Origin of the sequence: Microbacterium radiodurans, from assembly GCF_008710705.1 — a bacterium.
GTDB lineage: Bacteria > Actinomycetota > Actinomycetes > Actinomycetales > Microbacteriaceae > Microbacterium > Microbacterium radiodurans.
Genome location: NZ_VYRZ01000003.1, coordinates 351,692 through 369,605, shown reverse-complemented (window position 1 = coordinate 369,605; position 17,914 = coordinate 351,692). Strand labels below are relative to the sequence as shown.

The 17,914-nt window shown below is 71.2% G+C and carries 15 protein-coding genes; 9 read left to right on the top strand and 6 right to left on the bottom strand.

Annotated elements, in window-relative coordinates; translation table 11 throughout:
* Positions 1–10 precede the first annotated feature (10 nt).
* Together F6B42_RS11975 and F6B42_RS11970 are read right to left on the bottom strand one after the other, a co-directional pair.
* Complete coding sequence (locus F6B42_RS11975) at positions 11–658, bottom strand: NAD(P)H-binding protein (protein WP_150419924.1); 648 nt, start codon at positions 656–658, stop codon at positions 11–13.
* Positions 659–714: 56 nt separating this feature from the next.
* Positions 715–1,224: a bifunctional nuclease family protein gene (locus tag F6B42_RS11970; RefSeq protein WP_150419923.1), complete on the bottom strand. Its 510-nt coding sequence runs from the start codon at positions 1,222–1,224 to the stop codon at positions 715–717.
* A 76-nt stretch (positions 1,225–1,300) separates the two neighbouring features.
* On the opposite strand from F6B42_RS11970, the gene F6B42_RS11965 reads away from it, so the two are divergent.
* The 5 genes from F6B42_RS11965 to F6B42_RS11945 all read left to right on the top strand — a co-directional run bounded on the left by F6B42_RS11965 (position 1,301) and on the right by F6B42_RS11945 (position 5,375).
* Positions 1,301–2,335 carry an LLM class flavin-dependent oxidoreductase gene (locus F6B42_RS11965; protein ID WP_150419922.1) on the top strand — a complete coding sequence of 345 codons (1,035 nt, stop codon included), beginning with the start codon at positions 1,301–1,303 and terminating at the stop codon, positions 2,333–2,335.
* Positions 2,336–2,438: 103 nt separating this feature from the next.
* A complete protein-coding gene (locus tag F6B42_RS11960) occupies positions 2,439–2,975 on the top strand; it encodes a GNAT family N-acetyltransferase (RefSeq protein WP_150419921.1) in 537 nt (178 codons plus the stop codon).
* Positions 2,976–3,017: 42 nt separating this feature from the next.
* A complete protein-coding gene (locus F6B42_RS11955; RefSeq protein ID WP_150419920.1) occupies positions 3,018–3,815 on the top strand; it encodes an alpha/beta fold hydrolase in 798 nt (265 codons plus the stop codon).
* A 155-nt stretch (positions 3,816–3,970) separates the two neighbouring features.
* Entirely contained in the window at positions 3,971–4,252 is a 282-nt protein-coding gene (locus F6B42_RS11950) for a GlsB/YeaQ/YmgE family stress response membrane protein (RefSeq protein ID WP_023951967.1), read from the top strand.
* A 172-nt stretch (positions 4,253–4,424) separates the two neighbouring features.
* A complete protein-coding gene (locus F6B42_RS11945) occupies positions 4,425–5,375 on the top strand; it encodes an aldo/keto reductase (protein ID WP_150419919.1) in 951 nt (316 codons plus the stop codon).
* Positions 5,376–5,530: 155 nt separating this feature from the next.
* On the opposite strand, the gene F6B42_RS11940 is transcribed toward F6B42_RS11945, so the two are convergent.
* Both F6B42_RS11940 and F6B42_RS11935 read right to left on the bottom strand, forming a co-directional pair.
* Positions 5,531–5,812: a hypothetical protein gene (locus tag F6B42_RS11940; protein ID WP_150419918.1), complete on the bottom strand. Its 282-nt coding sequence runs from the start codon at positions 5,810–5,812 to the stop codon at positions 5,531–5,533.
* Positions 5,813–5,853: 41 nt separating this feature from the next.
* A complete protein-coding gene (locus F6B42_RS11935; protein WP_150419917.1) occupies positions 5,854–6,963 on the bottom strand; it encodes a substrate-binding domain-containing protein in 1,110 nt (369 codons plus the stop codon).
* Between the two features lie 129 nt (positions 6,964–7,092).
* On the opposite strand from F6B42_RS11935, the gene F6B42_RS11930 reads away from it, so the two are divergent.
* Positions 7,093–12,516: a fibronectin type III domain-containing protein gene (locus F6B42_RS11930; RefSeq protein WP_150419916.1), complete on the top strand. Its 5,424-nt coding sequence runs from the start codon at positions 7,093–7,095 to the stop codon at positions 12,514–12,516.
* Positions 12,517–12,695: 179 nt separating this feature from the next.
* Positions 12,696–13,322 (top strand): helix-turn-helix transcriptional regulator, encoded by a 627-nt coding sequence (locus tag F6B42_RS11925; protein WP_150419915.1) that lies wholly within the window; start codon positions 12,696–12,698, stop codon positions 13,320–13,322.
* Positions 13,323–13,445: 123 nt separating this feature from the next.
* Here F6B42_RS11925 and F6B42_RS11920 read toward each other — a convergent pair whose 3' ends face one another.
* Positions 13,446–14,033, bottom strand: coding sequence for a TetR/AcrR family transcriptional regulator (locus tag F6B42_RS11920; protein ID WP_150419914.1), 588 nt, complete (start codon positions 14,031–14,033; stop codon positions 13,446–13,448).
* Between the two features lie 81 nt (positions 14,034–14,114).
* On the opposite strand from F6B42_RS11920, the gene F6B42_RS11915 reads away from it, so the two are divergent.
* The gene (locus F6B42_RS11915) at positions 14,115–15,278 is read left to right on the top strand and encodes an MFS transporter (RefSeq protein WP_191089352.1); all 1,164 of its coding nucleotides are present in this window, start codon (positions 14,115–14,117) and stop codon (positions 15,276–15,278) included.
* Positions 15,279–15,284: 6 nt separating this feature from the next.
* Here the strand turns inward: F6B42_RS11915 and moaA are convergent, their stop codons facing one another.
* Positions 15,285–16,295: a GTP 3',8-cyclase MoaA gene (moaA, locus tag F6B42_RS11910; protein WP_150419912.1), complete on the bottom strand. Its 1,011-nt coding sequence runs from the start codon at positions 16,293–16,295 to the stop codon at positions 15,285–15,287.
* Between the two features lie 194 nt (positions 16,296–16,489).
* On the opposite strand from moaA, the gene F6B42_RS11905 reads away from it, so the two are divergent.
* Positions 16,490–17,908, top strand: coding sequence for a cytochrome ubiquinol oxidase subunit I (locus F6B42_RS11905; protein ID WP_150419911.1), 1,419 nt, complete (start codon positions 16,490–16,492; stop codon positions 17,906–17,908).
* Positions 17,909–17,914: the final 6 nt, after the last annotated feature.

The window sequence follows — 17,914 nt, the reverse complement described above, 5'->3', positions numbered from 1 at the left end:
CGGTCGAGTCTCAGGAGGCCGCGACAGCCTCCGCGATCGGAGTCTGGCCGCTCGTGAACTCGATCATCCGGCCGACGGTCGACGGCTCGGCCAGGACGGCCGCGATGACGGCGGCAACGTCCGCGCGGGCGACCGACTCCTTCCCGGAACCGCCGACGGCGATGGCACCGGTCGGCTCGTCGAGGGTGAGCGCGCTCGGCGCCACGATGGTCCAGTCGAGGCCGCTCTCGCGCAGGTGCTGGTCGGCTTCGGCCTTCGCCTCGGCGTAGGCGTAGAACGAATCGTCCTCGGGCACGCCGTGATCCATGCCGGCACCGAAGTACGACACCATCACGTACCGCTTCACGCCGGCGGCCACCGCCGCGTCGATCGAGCGGATCGCGGCGTCGCGGTCGACGGCCCAGGTGCGCTCGGGGTCCCCGCCGCCCGCGCCTGCCGCCCAGACCACCGCGTCGTTGCCGCTGACGAGGTTCGCAAGCTGATCGGTGTCGAAGCTCTGCACGTCGGCGACGAGGGGCGTCGCGCCGGTCGACGCCACATCGTCCTCGTGGTCGCGGTTGCGGATGACGGCGGTGACGGTGTCGCCGCGCTCGGCGAGGATCGGCTCGAGCAGGAGCGCGACTTTTCCGTGGCCGCCGATGAGCAGGATGCGGGACATGGGGGTTCCTTTCGTCGGGGAATGGGTCGTCGGTCGGTGGCGCGGGTGACGGGAGGTCAGCCGCGGAAATCGTCGGGGTCGATGTCCTCGAGGAACTCGCGGAACTCGGCGACCCGCTGCTCGGCCGCCTCCGGGGTCTCCGCACCCTCGGGCGCCTCCGAGACGGTGTCGGGGATGCCGGCCTCGGCGAGCACGTCGTCGGCGACGAAGATCGGAGCTCCGGCGCGCGAGGCGAGCGCGACGGCATCCGACGGTCGTGCATCGACGACGCGCGAGCCGGTCAGGGCCGACACCGTGATCTCGGCGTAGAACGTGCCGTCCTCGATGCGCGTGACCTCCACGCGGTCGACGGCCGAGTCGGTGGCCTCGAGAAGCGACACCATGAGGTCGTGCGCGAGCGGCCGGGGCGGCGTCACGCCCTCGATCGCGACGAGGATCGACGTCGCCTCCTGCGACCCGATCCAGACGGGCAGGACGGTGTCGGACAGGTCGTCGACGGGCTTGAGAAGGATGACGTGCTGCTGAGCGGGATCGAGCGCGACACCCAGGACGCGGACCTGGACCATGACACCTCCCGGGGTCGGTTCGGGCCAGCCTACGCACGAGGGAATGCCGAAAGGGCCGTCGTCGTTGCGGGTTGACATGCAGCGTTTCGGCACTCTCTCGTTCGGTCACTACGGTCCTCTCGGCGGCGGCCGGGAGCTGACCGCCGGAGACTCCCTGCGCCAGGCGATCGATCTCGCGCAGGGCATGGACGACCTCGGCGCCGTCGGTGCGTACTTCCGCGTGCACCACTTCGCACGCCAGCAGGCGTCCCCCATGCCGCTGCTGGCCGCCATCGCCGCGACCACGAAGAACATCGAGATCGGCACCGGCGTCATCGACATGCGCTACGAGAACCCGCTCTACCTCGCCGAGGAGGCCGCGGCGGTCGATCTCATCTCCGACGGGCGACTCGCCCTCGGCGTCAGCCGCGGTTCACCCGAGACCGTCGTGAACGGCTACGAGGCGTTCGGCTACACCGGCTCGCAGGACCCGCGCGGTGCCGACATCGCCCGCGAGCACTTCGACACGTTCCTGCGTGCGATCGAGGGCGAGGGCCTCGCCGACCGCGACCCGAACAGCCCGTTCGGCGGTGGGCACGGACGCCAGCGGATCGAGCCGCAGTCCCCCGGTCTGCGCTCGCGCATCTGGTGGGGCGCCGGCAACAGCGACACCGCCGCCTGGGCGGGGCGCCGAGGCGTCAACCTCATGTCGTCGACGCTGCTCACCGAGGCCGACGGCACGCCCTTCGACATCCTGCAGGCCCAGCAGATCGACGCGTTCCGCGCCGCCTGGCGCGAGGCCGGTCACACCGGCGAGCCGCGCGTGTCGGTCAGCCGCAGCATCTTCCCGATCACCACGGCCGAGGACGAGCTCTACTTCGGCGGCGGCAACGAGCAGGACGGCATCGGCTACATCGACGGCATGCGCTCGACCTTCGGCAAGACGTATGCCGCAGCGCCGGACGTGCTCGTCGAACAGCTGCTGCAGGACGCCGCCGTCATGAGCGCCGACACTCTGATGCTGACGATCCCCTCGCAGCTCGGCGTGGATTTCAACCTGCGCATCGTCGAGTCGTTCGCGACGCACGTCGCGCCCGCGCTCGGCTGGCAGCCGGCGACCGCCGCCGTCTGAGCGCGGGGCTCACGGCCGTTAGCGTTGAGCACGAGCGCTGCTCGCTGAGCGCGTGAGGCGTCGCAGCCGCGGCGCCGACTCCCACGGAAGCGAAGGCGCCGCCATGACCATCGATCTCGTCCGTATCGACCCGGTGGGAGCCGACCGCGAAGAACTGATCGCCTTCATGACCGGCGAGGTGTTCCCGTTCCACGTCGGAACCCGGCCGACGCGCGAGCAGGTCGAGGAGGGCATCGGCGCGGGGCGGTACCGCGACGAGGACAACGACTCCTTCTGGATCGACCACGGGGTGCACGGCCGCATCGGGTTCTTCCGCCTCGAGGAGATCAGCGACGGCGCACCGCTGTTCGACCTGCGTCTCGCGTCGGCCTGGCGGGGTCGCGGCCTCGCGAAAGGCGCGCTGGTGACGGCGGCCGACCACGTGTTCACGACCATGCCCGAGGTCGACCGCTTCGAGGGGCAGACCCGCGAGGACAATCGCGCGATGCGCCGCGTCTTCGATGCGTGCGGCTGGGTGCAGGAGGCCTACTACCGCCAGGGATGGCCCGTCGAGGGGTCCGAGCCGCTGGGGTCGGTGGCTTACAGCATCCTCCGCCGCGACTGGGAGACCGGCGAGATCACTCCCCTCCGCTGGTCGTAACTCGCGTCGACGTGCCGGGCTCCGCGCCCCGACAATGGACGGATGACGCAACGCCGCCGCACGATCATCGACCGTGACGGCGCCTCGCTCGCGGTGACGGACGCGGGAGGGTCAGGTCCCGCTGTGCTGTTGCTGCACGGGTTGGCGGGAAGCTCGCGGGAGCTCATGCCCACGGCGGAGGCACTCGTCGACCGGCACCGGGTGCTGCTCCTCGACCAGCGCGGTCATGGCCACAGCACGCGGCGACCCGACGACCTCTCCCGCAACGCCTTCGTGGCGGATGCCGTCACCGTGATCGAGCGGTTCGCGCCGGGCGAGCGCGTGGCGCTGGTCGGGCAGTCGATGGGCGCGCACACCGCGTTTCTCCTCGCGAGCCGGCGTCCCGACCTGGTCAGCCTGCTCGTCATGCTGGAGGGGCACCCGGCCGGAAGCTCCGATCCACAGGATGCCGCCGATCTCGGCGCCTTCTTCGCCTCGTGGCCGCTCCCCTTCGCCGACGTCGCCACCGCGCGGGCGTTCCTCGGCGACTCGCCGCTCAGTGAGGCCTGGATCGCCGACCTCGAACAGACGCCGTCGGGGCTTTGGCCCCGCTTCGACGCGGACGTCATGCAAGCCTCGATCACCGCGGTGCACGAGCCTCGATGGGCGGAATGGGAGAGTCTCGCCGTGCCGACGACCGTCGTCTTCGCCGCCCGCGGCATGTTCTCGGCCGAGCAGCAGGCCGAACTCGCCGCGCGACGCCCGGCCACCCGCATCCTGATCCTCCCCGAGGGAAGTCACGACGCGCACCTCGACGCCGTCGAGTCCTGGATCGGCGCCCTCCGCGAGGCGCTCGCCTGACGCCATCCGCGCGAGCATGCATCGGAGAGCCCGCAAGGGTACTACCACGGCGGGCGCGGGCGGTAGAGCGGCGGGGATTCCGTGGGCGGGGCCATACCGTCTTCTTCGCCCCGGGTGCCCACAGCACCTGTTCCAGCGAAGAAAGAAGAAGCACCATGCTCTGGACGATCCTCGGCCTCATCCTCGTCGGACTCATCGCCGGCTTCATCGCGCGCGCCGTCATCCCCGGCAAGCAGAACATCGGCATCCTGATGACCATCGTGCTCGGCATCGTCGGCTCGTTCGTCGGCGGGTTCCTCGGGTTCCTCATCTTCAACCACAGCCCCGAGGGCGGTTTCCTGCAGCCCTCCGGCATCATCGGCTCGATCATCGGCGCCATCATCGTGCTCGGCATCTACGTCGCCGTCTCGCGCCGCGGCTCGACCCGCACGCGCTGAGACGGCTGCGCCCGCGCATCGCGCCGACTCCTCAGATCCCGCCGACTACTCGCCCCGAGAGTCGACGGCAACCCGTCGCGGGCCCCGTTCTGAGGAGTCGGTGCGCCGCCGCCGTGCCACCCCGCCGCCCCTGAGCCGGAATACCCGCCGGGCGGCGCGGCTTGCACACTCCATGAGCACTATCGGCAACAGCGACCTGTCCGTCTTCCCGCTCTCGCTGGGCGGCAACGTGTTCGGCTGGACCGCCGACCGCGACGCCTCCTTCGCGATCCTCGACGCGTTCGTCGAGGGCGGCGGCGACTTCGTCGACACCGCCGACTCGTACAGCGCCTGGGTGCCGGGCAACAGCGGCGGCGACAGCGAGCGCATCATCGGCGAGTGGCTCGCCGCACGAAACCGCCCCGAGGTCGTCGTGGCGACGAAGGTCAGCCAGCACCCGGAATTCCGCGGCCTGTCGGCATCGAACGTGCGCGCCGCCGCCGAGGCCTCGCTCGAGCGCCTGGGCGTCGATGCGATCGACCTCTACTACGCGCACTTCGACGACGAGGAGACGCCGCTCGACGAGACCGTCGGCGCCTTCGGAAAGCTCGTGAGCGACGGCCTCGTGCGGCACGTCGCCGTGTCGAACTACAGCGCCGAGCGCATCCAGGAGTGGCTCCGCATCGCCGACGAGACCGGCGTCGCCCGCCCCGTCGCCATCCAGCCGCACTACAACCTCGTGCACCGCAACGACGTCGAGGGCTCGATCGCCCCGCTCGCCGAGCGCGAGAACCTGAGCCTCGTTCCCTACTTCGCCCTCGCGAAGGGCTTCCTCACCGGAAAGTACCGGTCGACGGATGCCGCCGGCCAGAGCTCCCCGCGAGCCGAGGGCGCCGCGGTGTACGCCACCCCGCAGGGCCTCCGCATCGTCGACGCCCTCGAGCGCATCGGCGCCGCGCACGACGTCTCGATCGCCGCGACCGCCCTGGCCTGGCTCCGCGCCCAGCCGACCGTCGTCGCCCCGATCGCGAGCGCGTCGCGCGTGGATCAGGTGCAGGGCCTCCTCGACGGCGGCCGCGTCGAGCTCACCGCCGACGAGGTGGCCGAGCTCACGCGCATCTCGGAGTGGACGCCCGAGGCCTGAGCCGCGGCATCCGCTCGGCCCGGTGACGGTCGCGATTCTCGGACGATCGCGCTGATCTCGGACGATTCCACGGATATCGTCCGAGATCGGTGTGATCCTCCGCCGACGGATGCCGGATGCCGCGCCCCCCGTCAGCGGCGGAGGCTCGCCGCGGATCAGGGCCGCCAGAGACCGACGGCGACCGTGATGAGCACGATCGCGGCGACTAGCGCGATCCACCCGCCCGCCGTCCCGCGCGACGGCCTCTCCGCGGCGGGGAGACCCAGCTCGGCCCGGATGCGAGCCAGCTCACCATCGATCTCCTCGCGCCGCAGGTGAGACCAGTTCTGCGCGTAGGAGAGACCAGCTGCGTCGCCCGTGTAGAGCTGTCGCCGCTCCTCTTCCAACTGCGCCATGCGCGCGCGCAGCTCGTCCGGCGTCATCGGCTCGGAGTCCATCGGCTCTCCTCGTTCTCAGCAGGCATCCGCGGGGTCCCCTGTCAGCGCCGCCGGTCGAGCGCGGTGGACTCCCGCGCGTGCAGGGTCGGCAGCACATGGGTGCGCTGCACCGGCCGCTTCGGTCCATCGACGAGCCGGGCGATGAGCGTCTCGACGGCCAGGCGTCCGATGTGCTGCTTGGGCGGGCGCAGCGCGGTGATGGCCGGCTCCGCGCTCGCGGCGACCTCGTCGTCGTAAGCGACGATCGCGAGGTCGTCGGGCATCGCCCAGCCGACGTCCCGCGCCTGCTGCTGCAGCAGCACCGCCTGCGGGTCGGAGTGGACCAGCAGCGCCGTCGTGCCGGTGACGCGGCACTCGGCGAGCAGATCCGACACCGCCCTCTCGCGGGCCGCGGCATCCAGATCGTCGAGCGAGATGTCGCGGTCGATCGTCGGCACGAGGCCGTCGTCCTCGACCGCCCGTCGCCAGCCGCGTCGCAGTCGCGGCGAGGTGGGTGACCCCGCCGAGGCGACGAACCCGACCCGGACGTGCCCGCGCGCCGAGAGGTGCGCCGCCGCGAGCGAGCCCCCGAACACGTGGTCGGTCGTGACCGATTCCAGCCGCGTAAGAGTCAGGTCCGACGGCGCCGAACGCTCGGCGAGCACCACGGGGATCGGCAGCGCGTCGAGCCAGTGGAGGAGCGCCGCGCCGTCGGCGCCCGCGACCTCGGGGGCGACGATCAGTCCGTGGAGCGTTCCCGACTCCAGCAGCGAGGAAATCTGCCGGCGCTGGTCGTCGACCGAGTAGCTGGCCCCGCGCAGCACGAGCTGCACGCCGCCGTCGGTCGCTGCCGCCCGCGCGCCGATGACGATCTGCGGCCAGTAGTAGGTCAGCGACGGCACGACCATCCCGACGCGGAACAGCGGCGGACGGATGCCGCCGACGCCGAGCGGCACGGAGGTGTCCAGGCGACTGCGCAACGTCGCGCCGCCGTGCACGCGTGTCAGCAGCCCGCGGTCGGCGAGGTACCCGATGTCGCGGCGGATGGTGAGCTCGGCGACCCCGAGTCGAACGGCGAGATCCGCCACCCGCACCGAGCCGGCCGAGCGGAGCTCATCGAGGATGCGCTCGCGGCGCGAGACCGCGAAACCTGCCGTCGTCGGCTCATCCACGGCATCCACTGTATCGATCGTTCGGATTCGAGTGTGTTCGATCGTGTTCGTTCTGCTCGCGCGATGGGGCTGCCGGTGGTTCCCTCGGATCAACCCCCCACTGGACCTTCACTGACGAGGAATCCACCGATGGCAAAGATGTCATGGGCTCGGGCGTTCGCGCCCGTCGCCGCCGCTCTCATCGCGACGACCGGCCTGGTCGTCCCGGCAACCGCGGCGAGCGCCGCACCCCTCCCCCCGTCGACCGCGAACGGCACCACGGCGAACACCGTCGCAGCGGACGCCGACGCCGCCGAGTTGCCGACGCTCACTTACGACGACGTCGCCGAATGGGCCGAGCTGCTCGTGAACGGCGAGGACGTCGAGCGCGACGCCGCCGGCTCGCCCTTCAACACGTTCGGCGGCTTCGGCTCGGTGTCGTGCAACAACACCTCGAACCTCCTCCTCGACTACAAGGAGGAGAACCCGGATGTCTACTGGCGCATCCTGCGCATGCTGTTCGACCCGGTGGAGGGTGCGGGACTGAAGCACATCAAGGTGGAGCTCGGCGCCGACAACAACACCTCGTCGGGCACCGAACCCGCCACGAAGCGTTCCGCCGACGAACCCGCCAACGTGCTGCGCGGCGCCGGCTTCCACTTCATCGCCGACGCGCAGTCGATCAACCCGGACATCGAGGTCGAGGCGCTCCGCTGGGGCGAGCCGTCGTGGACGAAGGCGCAGCCCGACCTCCGCTACCAGTGGTACAAGGAGACCATCGACGCCGCCTACGACACCTACGGTGTCGAGTTCGACTACCTGAGTCCGTCGCAGAACGAGGTCCACGCGAACTACATCGGCTCCGAGCTCGCCTGGACCGTCGACTTCGCGAAGCGCCTCGAGGCGGACGCTCGGGCCGAGGGCGCGCGCTACGACTACTCGAAGATCAAGATCGTCGCGCTCGACTCCTACCGGAACGTCGGCCAGGTCTCGCGTGCGATCCTCGCCAGCCCCGAGGCGCTCGAGCAGGTCGACGCGATCGGCTACCACTACGACATCGCCGGCGACCCGGCGCTCACCCGCCTGAACAAGGAGTTCGGGATGGAGGTGCTCTATTCCGAGGGCGTCGCGCCGATGATTGATCCCGAGTACCGCGTGCAGGCCGACCCCGCGCGCGGAGGCATCGGCGGCACGGTCGGCGCGGTCGACATCGCCGACCGGTTCATCAACGCCTACCGCTGGAGCGGGTCGAGCGCCGACCCGGGCCACATGACGACCTTCCTCTTCCAGCCCGCCGTCAGCGCGCTCTACGAGGGCTCGCAGTACTCCCCCAAGCACCTCATCCGCGCCTCCGACCCGTGGTCGGGCTACTACGAGGGCGGCGTCGGCATTGCGCTCGTCCGCCACTTCACGCAGTTCATCGAGGAGGGCTGGGAGTACATCGAGGGCGCGTCGGGCGGTGACGGGCAGAAGGGCGACGGCGGAACCGTCGTCGACACCTCGACCCGCACGGCGCTGACCCTGCGCACACCGGAGGCCGACGTGGCCGCCGGTGAGAACCTCGAATTCAGCCAGGTGCACGCCAACAACACCTCGCGCGTCCGCAACTTCGAGGTCAAGGTCGCGAACCTCGACACCGACGAGGACACCCCGCTGTACGTGTGGGAGACCACGGGACCGGATGCCGGCGACGCGTTCGACGCGGACTGGTTCCAGAACACCGGAAAGGTCGTCCCGGTGCGCACCGAGACGACGGACGGGGTGGAGTACGACGTCTACCGGGTGCAGGTGCAGCCGTACTCGATCCTCACGCTCGCGACGCAGCAGCACGGCATCCATGACGCCGCGACCGACTACGAAAGCGGCCAGTACGCCGCCACGGTGACCGACGACGTCCTGCCGCTCCCCTACACCGACGACTTCGAGTACGCCGACTACGCCGTTCAGGACGTCGGCGGCGTCCCGATGGACTACGTCACCCGCCGGGGCGGGTCGCCCCGCTACACCGCCGACCAGAACGGCGCCTTCGAGGTCATCGGCACGGATGCCGGCAACGTGATGCATCAGGCGATCCACGCCGACAACCGCGGCTACACCTGGAACGTGTGGGGTGACGGCTCGCAGCGGAACCCCTCGACCACGACGCCCGCGACCGTGCTCGGTGACCACACCTGGACGAACTACACCGCGAAGATCGACTTCCGCCTCGACGGCGTCGTCCGCGACGCGTCGCTGGCGAACTTCGCCGGCCTCGGCGTGCGCCAGACGACCACCGAGGGCACCGGCGCCGACCTCGCGACCTACACCGCCCGCGTGCACGCCGACGGAACGTGGGAGCTGCGCAAGCTCGGTCAGAACGTCGCGACCGGCACCGTCTTCATGTTCGATGCCGACGCCTGGCACGAACTCGAGGTCGAGGCGCGCGAGAACGTCATCACCGTCCGTCTCGACGGCCAGCAGCTCGGCACCTACGCCGACACGACACCGAACCCGACGATGGCCGGACGCGTCTCGATCGTGAGCGGCTACTACAACACGCAGTTCGACGACCTCGCGATCACCCCGATCGAGGATCTGTCGTGGCACGCCGTGAAGGTCGACGACGCCGATGCGCGCATCTCGTACCCGCAGGGCTTCTCGTTCACGCAGGCCGGCTACGCGCACTACAACCGCACGCAGCACGTCGTCGCGGCGGGCCGCTCCTTCGCCTTCGACCTCGACGGCACCGGATTCAACCTCAACGGCGCGACCGGCGCCTCGGTCCTCTCGATCACCGTCGACGACCAGCCGGCGCGCACCGTCACCGTCTCGGGCATCGGCAACCGGCAGACCTCGGCGTGGGTGCGCGGGCTCGAGGACGGCCCGCACCGCGTGACGGTGCAGGTCGTCTCGGGAACGTTCAGCCTCGACAGCATCGACCTGCTCGTCGGCGGCTCGAGCGGCGGCACGGCCGATCCCGAGCTGCGACCGGTCGAGGTCCTGACGGCGCTTCCGCGCCTGACGACCGTCCCCGCCGCGGTGCCGGGGCTTCCCGAGACCGTCCGCGCCCGCAGCGAGGCCGGCGGCGAGATCGACGCTCCGGTGACGTGGAGCACGACCCCTGCCCAGTTCGGAACCGCGTACGACCTCGTGAAGGTCGACGGCGTGTTCCGCGACAACCCGTCGCTGGCCGTCAGCGCCTACGTCGAGGTGGTGCCCGCCGGCATCCGCTACTTCGTCGACGCCAACGCGCCCGCCGATGCTCCGTCGTACCCCGCCGTGCGGGATGCCGCAGCCGACGCCCTGCGCAACACCGCCGCCGACGCCGCCTACTCGGCGAGCGCCGGGTGGGGTCGTGTCGGATCGGCCTCGGCGAAGGGCCGCCTGAACCAGACGCCGTACGACAAGACGCGTGAAACCGGCTGGTACAGCGCGAATGCCGGGACTCCTCTCGTCTACCGCTTCGCGCTGGATGCCGGCGAGTACGACATCGCGACCGGTCACACCGAGTGGTGGAACCCGGGCTCGGGGCGCAGCCGCGTCGTCACGGGGACGGTCGAGTACACCGCCGGCGGCGAGACCGTGCGGGTGCCCGTGGGCACGCACACCTTCGCCAACGGCAGCATCGGTCAGACCGCGGTGCTGCGCGGCGGATTCACCCTCGACGCAGCGACCGAGGTGACGGTGCGCATCGCCGGCACCGGCGGCACCGAGGCCCCGGCGCTCAGCTGGATCGGCATCTCCGATCACGCCGAGACCGCCGACCGCACCGGGCTCGCCGCGGCGCTGGCCGAGGCGACGACCGCGCCGCGGCAGGCGTACACACCCGAGACCTGGCAGGCGCTGCGCGACGAGGGCCTCGCCGCCAAGGCCGTGCACGACGACCCGTCGGCGACCCAGGAGCAGGTGGATGCCGCGACTGCGGCGCTCCGCGCGGCGATCGACGCCCTGGTCGAGGTCGCCTACCTGGCACTGCCCGACTACCGCATCGCCGTCGTGGCGGGCGAGGAGCTCGAGCTGCCCGGCACCGTCGAGCTCGCGACGCGCAGCGGTGCGACGCAGGAGGTCCCGGTTCAGTGGCAGGAGACGCCGGCCACCGAGACGCCGTACGCGGTCGTTGCGGTCGCGGGTCGCGCCGGCCAGACACCGGTGACGCTCCAGCTCGAGGTCATTCCGGACGGCGTCGTGGCCTTCGTGGACGCGGCATCCACGCAGGGCGTCGCCGACCCGGAGGCGCCGGGCGCATCCCCCGCCTTCGACGCCGTCGCCGCGCTCCGCGGCGACGCGCTCATCGGCGACGTCCCCGATCAGGTCTTCAGCGAGGAGACCGGGTGGGGGCTCCGCAATCCGATCGGGTCGGGCGAGAACCACGTCGGCCTCCGCGCCCGCGGCACCGGCGTCTACGACAAGAGCCGCACCACCGGATGGTGGGCGAGCTCGGGCGGATCGGTCGACTACGGCTTCACCCTCCCGGCGGGCTCGTACGAGCTGACGAGCGGCTACCAGGAGTGGTGGAGCGTGACCCGCCAGGTCGCACCGAGCGTCGAGATCGGCGGCGAGCGGATCGCCGGCGACCCCGTGAACCTGTCGGGGTCGACGCCCCAGGGCACGTCGACGATCGCGTTCACGCTCGACGAGGAGACCGTCGTCGACTTCCGGGCCGCGCGCGGCGACGGCAGCGCCGACCCCGTGCTCAGCTGGATCGCCATCGCGGACGTCACGGCGCCGGGCGCGCCGACCGGCGTCAGGGCCGAGGCGACGTCGACGACGACCGCGACGGTGTCGTGGCAGGCGCCGGCGGGTGCCGGCATCCGGTACGACGGATTCCGCGTCTTCGTGGGCGATGCCACCGAGCCGGTGTGCGAGGTGGCGTCGGATGTCACCGCGTGCGAGCTGACGGAACTGACCGCCGGCGGCGCGTACGACGTCTCGGTCGTCTCCTTCGACGCCGATGCCGAGAGCGAGCGAGCCACGGTGCGTCTCGCCCTGCCCGAGGTGCCGGCCGACGACGCCCGCTCGGTACCCGGCAAGGCGGTGCTGAGCTCCGACGACGGCTGGGACACGGGCCTGAAGGACGGCACGTTCCGGGTCACGATGAACCTGTGGTGGGGTCAGAACGGCTCGCTGTTCAAGCTGTTCCGCGACGGCGAGCTGGTCGGGTCGGTTCCGCTGCAGATCGCCGGCGGCCCGAGCGCGCAGCAGGCGATCGTCGACATCGCGGGGCTCCCGAACGGCACCTACCGATTCACGGGCGAGCTCGTGAACTCACGCGGTACGACGGCGACGGCGCCCCTGACGGTGACCGTGACCGACGCCTCCCCCGGCGCGCCGGTGCTCGCGCACGACAATTGGGACGGCGACGGGACCTACACCGTGCGCGCCGACATGTGGTGGGGCACTAATGCCACGTCGTACCGCTTCCTCGAGAACGGCGTCGAGGTGGCGGCGGACGAGCTGGTCGCGGCGAGCCCCCGTGCCCAGGCAGCGACCCTCGCGGTGACGGGCAAGGCGCCGGGGCAGTACCGCTACGTCGTGGAGTTCACGAACGCGGTCGGCACAACCGCGAGCACGCCCCTCGTGGTGACCGTGCGCTGACCGGAGCCTCCCGACCGGACGGATCTCGGAGGATCGCGCGGACCTCGGAGCCTGCTTCACCGCAGGCTCCGAGGTTCGCCACGTCTTCCGAGGTTCCTTCTCGTCCGGCATCCGACATCGCGGGGGAACATGCCACATCTGTGGTATGACCACAGCCGATTTCCGTGTTTAATGAAGCCATGAGCACCGCAACGGTCGGATACAGCGCCATCTCGAGCTACTCCCGCGTCGAGATCCTCCACCTCATCCAGGAGCAGCCCCGACGCACCGTCGCCGAGCTGCAGGAGGCGACCGAGCTGCATCCCAACACCATTCGCGAGCACCTTGCGCGCCTCATCTCCGACGGCGTCATCGTGTCGGAGAAGGAGCATCGCACCACGCGCGGCCGGCCGCGCGTCCTCTACAGCGCGGCCGACGGCGACGCGACGAGCAGCGCGGTGCAGCGTCGAAAGGTTCGCGATGCCGCCGCCCGCGGCGATCTCATGCGCCGGGTCCTCACCCTCGACGCGCCGGATGTGCTCGAGACCCGGGCGCTGCACCAGATCGATGCGCTCGTCGAGGAGCTCGAGGACGAAGGATTCGACCCGGTCATCGACGAGCGGTCACTGACGGTCGATCTCACCCCGTGCGCGCACGCGACCGCGCAGGCGGGTCATCGCGAGGTCCTCTGCGGCGTGCATCTGAGCCTGCTCCAGGGCGTGCTGACCGCGGCCGGCGGGCCGCTCGCGGTGGACGGCATGCGCTCCTCCTGCGATCCGTCGGTGTGCATCATCCAGCTGCTGCACGCCGCCGTCACGCACGACTGACCCCCTCCCACCCGTCCCCTGACCGCGAGACAGCAGTTTCGCGCCGAGACCGCGGGGCGAACCCGCTCTCTCGGCGCGAGAGTGACGTTTCGCGGATGCCAGGGCGTCGGGGCGCGAGCGAGGTCAGCGCGCGGCGGCGACGAGCAGCGCGGCGATCGCGCGGGCGTCCGCCGTGCCGCGCGACGACTCCGCGCCGGACTCGCGCCCCGGTTCGCGGAGACGCATCGCGAGGTCGCCGGTCACGACGAGCAGCAGCTGCTCTGCGAGCTCCTCCGCACGCGCGGACGCCACCGGGGCAGCGAGCCGGCGCAGCCGCGAGCGCATCGCGTCGGTGTCGGCGCGGACAGCGGCGGCGACCTCCGCCGGCGCGTCGGCGTACTCCGCCGCCGATCCGAGGAACGCGCACCAGCGCGAGCCCTGCGGCTTATCGCGGAACCGTTCGAGGGCGTCGAAGACCGCCAGCAGCTGCTCGACGGGGTCGTCGTGGCGCGCGATCGCGTCGTCCCAGACATCGATCCACGCGGCCTGGCGCCGCTCGAGCGCCGCGGCGAGGAGCGCCTCCTTGCTCGCGAAGCCGCGGTAGAGCGTCGCCGCCGACACCCCTGCCCGCGCGATCACGGCGTCGATCGGAGTCGCGGAGATCCCGCGCGTGAAGAACAGGTCCTCGGCCGCGTCGAGGATCCGTTCCTCCGTGCCCGCGCGCAAACCCATGTCCAGCACTCTATGCTCGATAAAACAGAAACGATCGTTTTCATTCGAGGAGTCGTCATCGCCCGCTCGGAGATCGCCCTCGTGGCCGCCGGCGCAGCGCTCATCGCCGCGACCTACGGGCTCGTGCGCCTCGCCTTCGGCCTGCACCTGCCGGCGATGAGCGCCGACCTCGCGATCGACAGCGCCGCGGCAGGCCTCATCTCGGCGGCCGGCTCGATCGTCTACGGGGCGGCCGCGGTTATCGGATTCTTCGCGAGCACCCGTCACCCCCGCGCGCTCGTCGTCGCCGCCATCGTGACGGCCGGCGGCGGGGCCATCGGCATCGCCTTCGCCGCGCACGCCGGCATCCTCGCCGCCGCGTGCGCGCTCAGCTCGGCCGGCGCCGGCCTCGCCTCCCCCGCGCTCGTGCGCATCGTGCAGCGCGGCGTCCGCTCGGGCGCGGTCGATCGCGCGCAGGCGGCGGTCAATGCCGGCACCGGCCCCGGCCTCGCGATCGCCGCCCTCATCGCGGCGGCGACGGCCGAGCAGTGGCGCGCAGCATGGATGATCGCCGCCGGGGCGACCGCACTCTCCGCCGCGAGCGTCCTCGTGCTCGATCGTCGATCACGACCCGAGCAGGGCGAGCCACGGACCCGGGATGCCGCATCCTCCACCGCTGCGCGACTGCCCCCGGCCCCGTGGTGGTCGGCGCACCTGCACGCCGCTGCGGCCGCGGCCCTGTTCGGAATCGGGGCCGCCGCCGTCTGGACCTACGGCCGCTCGCTCATGACCGAGGCGGCGACCGGGGGCGATCATTCGCTCCTCGGGTGGATCGCGCTCGGATGCGGCGGCGCCGCCGTCATCCTCACCGGCCGCCCGACGGCGCCCCTTGCTCCCCCGCGGCTCTGGCTGCTGACGACGCTCGTCGCGGCGGCCGCGACCGCGCTGCTGGGCGTCGCCGCCATCCATCCCGTGGCCGCCCTCGCCGCGTGCGCGCTCTTCGGCTGGGGGTACGTCGCGGCGACGGGAGCCCTCATCGCCTGGACCGCACGGATCGCTCCCGACCACGCTGCGGCCGGCACGGCCTTGCTGTTCGTGGTGTTCATGGCGGGGCAGGCCGCCGGGGCGGCCCTCCTCGGTGCCGCCCTGCCGGCCGTCGGGCCCGCCGCGACCTTCGGCATCGCGGCCGCCGCGGCCGCGGCATCCGGACTCCTCGCCGTCACCGTCCCCGCGCGCCGCGCCCGCCCCGCCGCCCGCGCCGTCTGACCCGGGTCAGCCGCCGATGGCGTTCATGCCGCGCGCCGGCTGCAGGAAGCCGGGGTCGTCGATCGCGTGCCCGGCCTTCTTGCCCGCGATGCAGTTGCGGAGCACGCGGTCGATGTCGGACGCGCGGTCCGCCGGCGCCACGTCGGCCCGCATCACCGGGAGCAGGTCGTACTCGTCGATCGAGAAGAGGCAGTTGCGCAGCTGGCCGTCGGCCGTGAGCCGCATCCGGTCGCACGCACCGCAGAAGGGCGCCGTGACCGACGCGATGACGCCGACGGTGTGCTCGCCGCCGTCCAGACGCCAGCGTTCGGCCGGCGCTCCGCCGCGACCGGGGACCGGCTCGAGGTGCCACCGGCGTCCGAGAGCCTCGAGGATCTCTTCGCGCGTGACCATCGTCGAACGATCCCACGTGTGCCCCGCATCGAGCGGCATCTGCTCGATGAAGCGCATCTGCGCGTCGTGCGCCACGGCGAACGCGACCAGGTCGGCGAGCTCGTCGTCGTTGACGCCCCGCATCGCCACCGCGTTGATCTTGAGCGGGCGGAGACCCGATTCCTGAGCCGCACGGACGCCGGCGAGCACATCGTCGAGCCGATCGCGCCGCGTGAGGGCTCGGAAGCGCTCACGATCGAGCGTGTCGAGCGAGATGTTGAGACGGCGAAGGCCGGCGTCCACGAGGTCGGGCAGCACCTCGGGCAGTCGGATGCCGTTGGTCGTCATCGCGATCTCGACCGGGCCCGCGGGCGATTCGAGCGCCGCGAGGCGCCGGACGATCTCGACGATGTCGGTGCGCAGCAGCGGCTCGCCGCCGGTGAGTCGGAAGGTCGTGATGCCGGCGGCCGCCGCGACGGTGGCGATCTCGAGGATCTCGTCGACCGTGAGGATGCTCTGGCGTGCGAGCCACTCGTTCCCCTGCTCGGGCATGCAGTAGGTGCAGCGGAGCGAACAGCGGTCGGTGAGCGAGACGCGCAGATCCCGGTGGACTCGCGCGAACCGGTCCACCAGCGGCAGCGTCATGCTCCGAGCGTAACCGGCCCTGCGGGGGTGAGGGCCGGGGAAAACACGTCGCGTCGTCGGCGTGTGGTCTGATCACACCTTGCATGTGGTCTGACCACGCTCTACGATTATTCCCGGCGGCTGATCACCATGCCGAATCAGGCCGCTCGCTACCTTCAGGCTGACGAAAGCCGCCTCCCGAAAGGCACCGCCCGATGGACTTCCTCGATCCGCTGCTCCTCGCCCGCTGGCAGTTCGGACTGACGACGCTGTACCACTACCTCTTCGTGCCGCTCACGCTCGGAATGGCGCTCGTGGTCGCCATCTTCCAGACCGTGTGGCACCGCACCGGAGACGTGAAGTGGCTGCACCTCACGCGGCTGTTCGGGAAGATGCTCCTGATCAACTTCGCGATGGGCGTGGTCACCGGCATCGTGCAGGAGTTCCAATTCGGCATGAACTGGTCCGCCTACTCGCGCTTCGTCGGCGACATCTTCGGCGCACCCCTGGCTTTCGAAGGTCTCATGGCCTTCTTCTTCGAGGCCACCTTCATCGGGCTGTGGATCTTCGGCTGGGACAAGCTCCCCCGCCTCGTGCACCTGTTCTCGATCTGGATGGTGGTGCTCGGCTCGACCCTGTCGGCATACTTCATCCTCGCCGCCAACGCCTTCATGCAGAATCCCGTCGGCTACCAGCTCGCCGGCGACGGCGGGCGCGCGGAGCTCATCGACTTCGGCGCGGTGCTGACGAATCCGATCGTGCTCGCCGCCTTCCCGCACACGATCTTCGCGGCCTGGATGTTCTCGGCCGCCGTCGTCATCGCCGTCGCCGCGTGGCACATCTCGCGGGCGCAGCACCTCGACACGATGCGGCCCGCCCTCCGCTTCGGCATGTGGGGCATGATCGTCTCCTTCGTCGGCGTCGCGATCTCGGGCGACCAGCTGAGCCTCGTCATGGTCGCCACCCAGCCGATGAAGATGGCGGCCGCCGAGGCGATGTGGAACAGCGCCTGCGGGGCCGACGCGTCGTTCTCGATCTTCTCCCTCGGCACCCCCGACGGCACCGAGGAGATCTGGTCGCTGCGCGTGCCCTACCTGCTCTCGTTCCTCTCGACCCACAGCTTCGACGGCTGCGTCGAGGGCCTGAACGACCTGCAGGCGCAGTACACCGAGACCTTCGGGGCGGGCGTCGACTACCGCCCGATCGTCTGGGTGACCTACTGGTCCTTCCGCTGGATGATCGGTCTCGGCGGCATCGCGGCGCTCATCTCGGTCGCCGGCCTGTGGGTCACGCGCGCCAAGGCCACCCGCCCGGTCGCCCGCTGGATGTGGAAGGTCGCCATCTGGTCGGCGCCCCTCCCCCTCCTCGGCAGCCTCGTCGGCTGGATCTTCACCGAGATGGGCCGTCAGCCCTGGATCGTGTTCAGCCTCATGCTCACCGAGGACGGCGTCTCGCCGAATGTCCCGGGGTGGACGGTGCTGGTCTCGCTCCTCGCCTTCACGGCGGTGTACGCCTCGCTCGCGGTGGTGGAGTTCGGCCTCATCCGCAAGGCCGCGCAGAAGGGCCCCGATCCGCTCCCCGAACCGGGCTCGGACGAGTCCGGCGCCCCGGCCCTGACCACCACCGTCTACTGAGGAGGC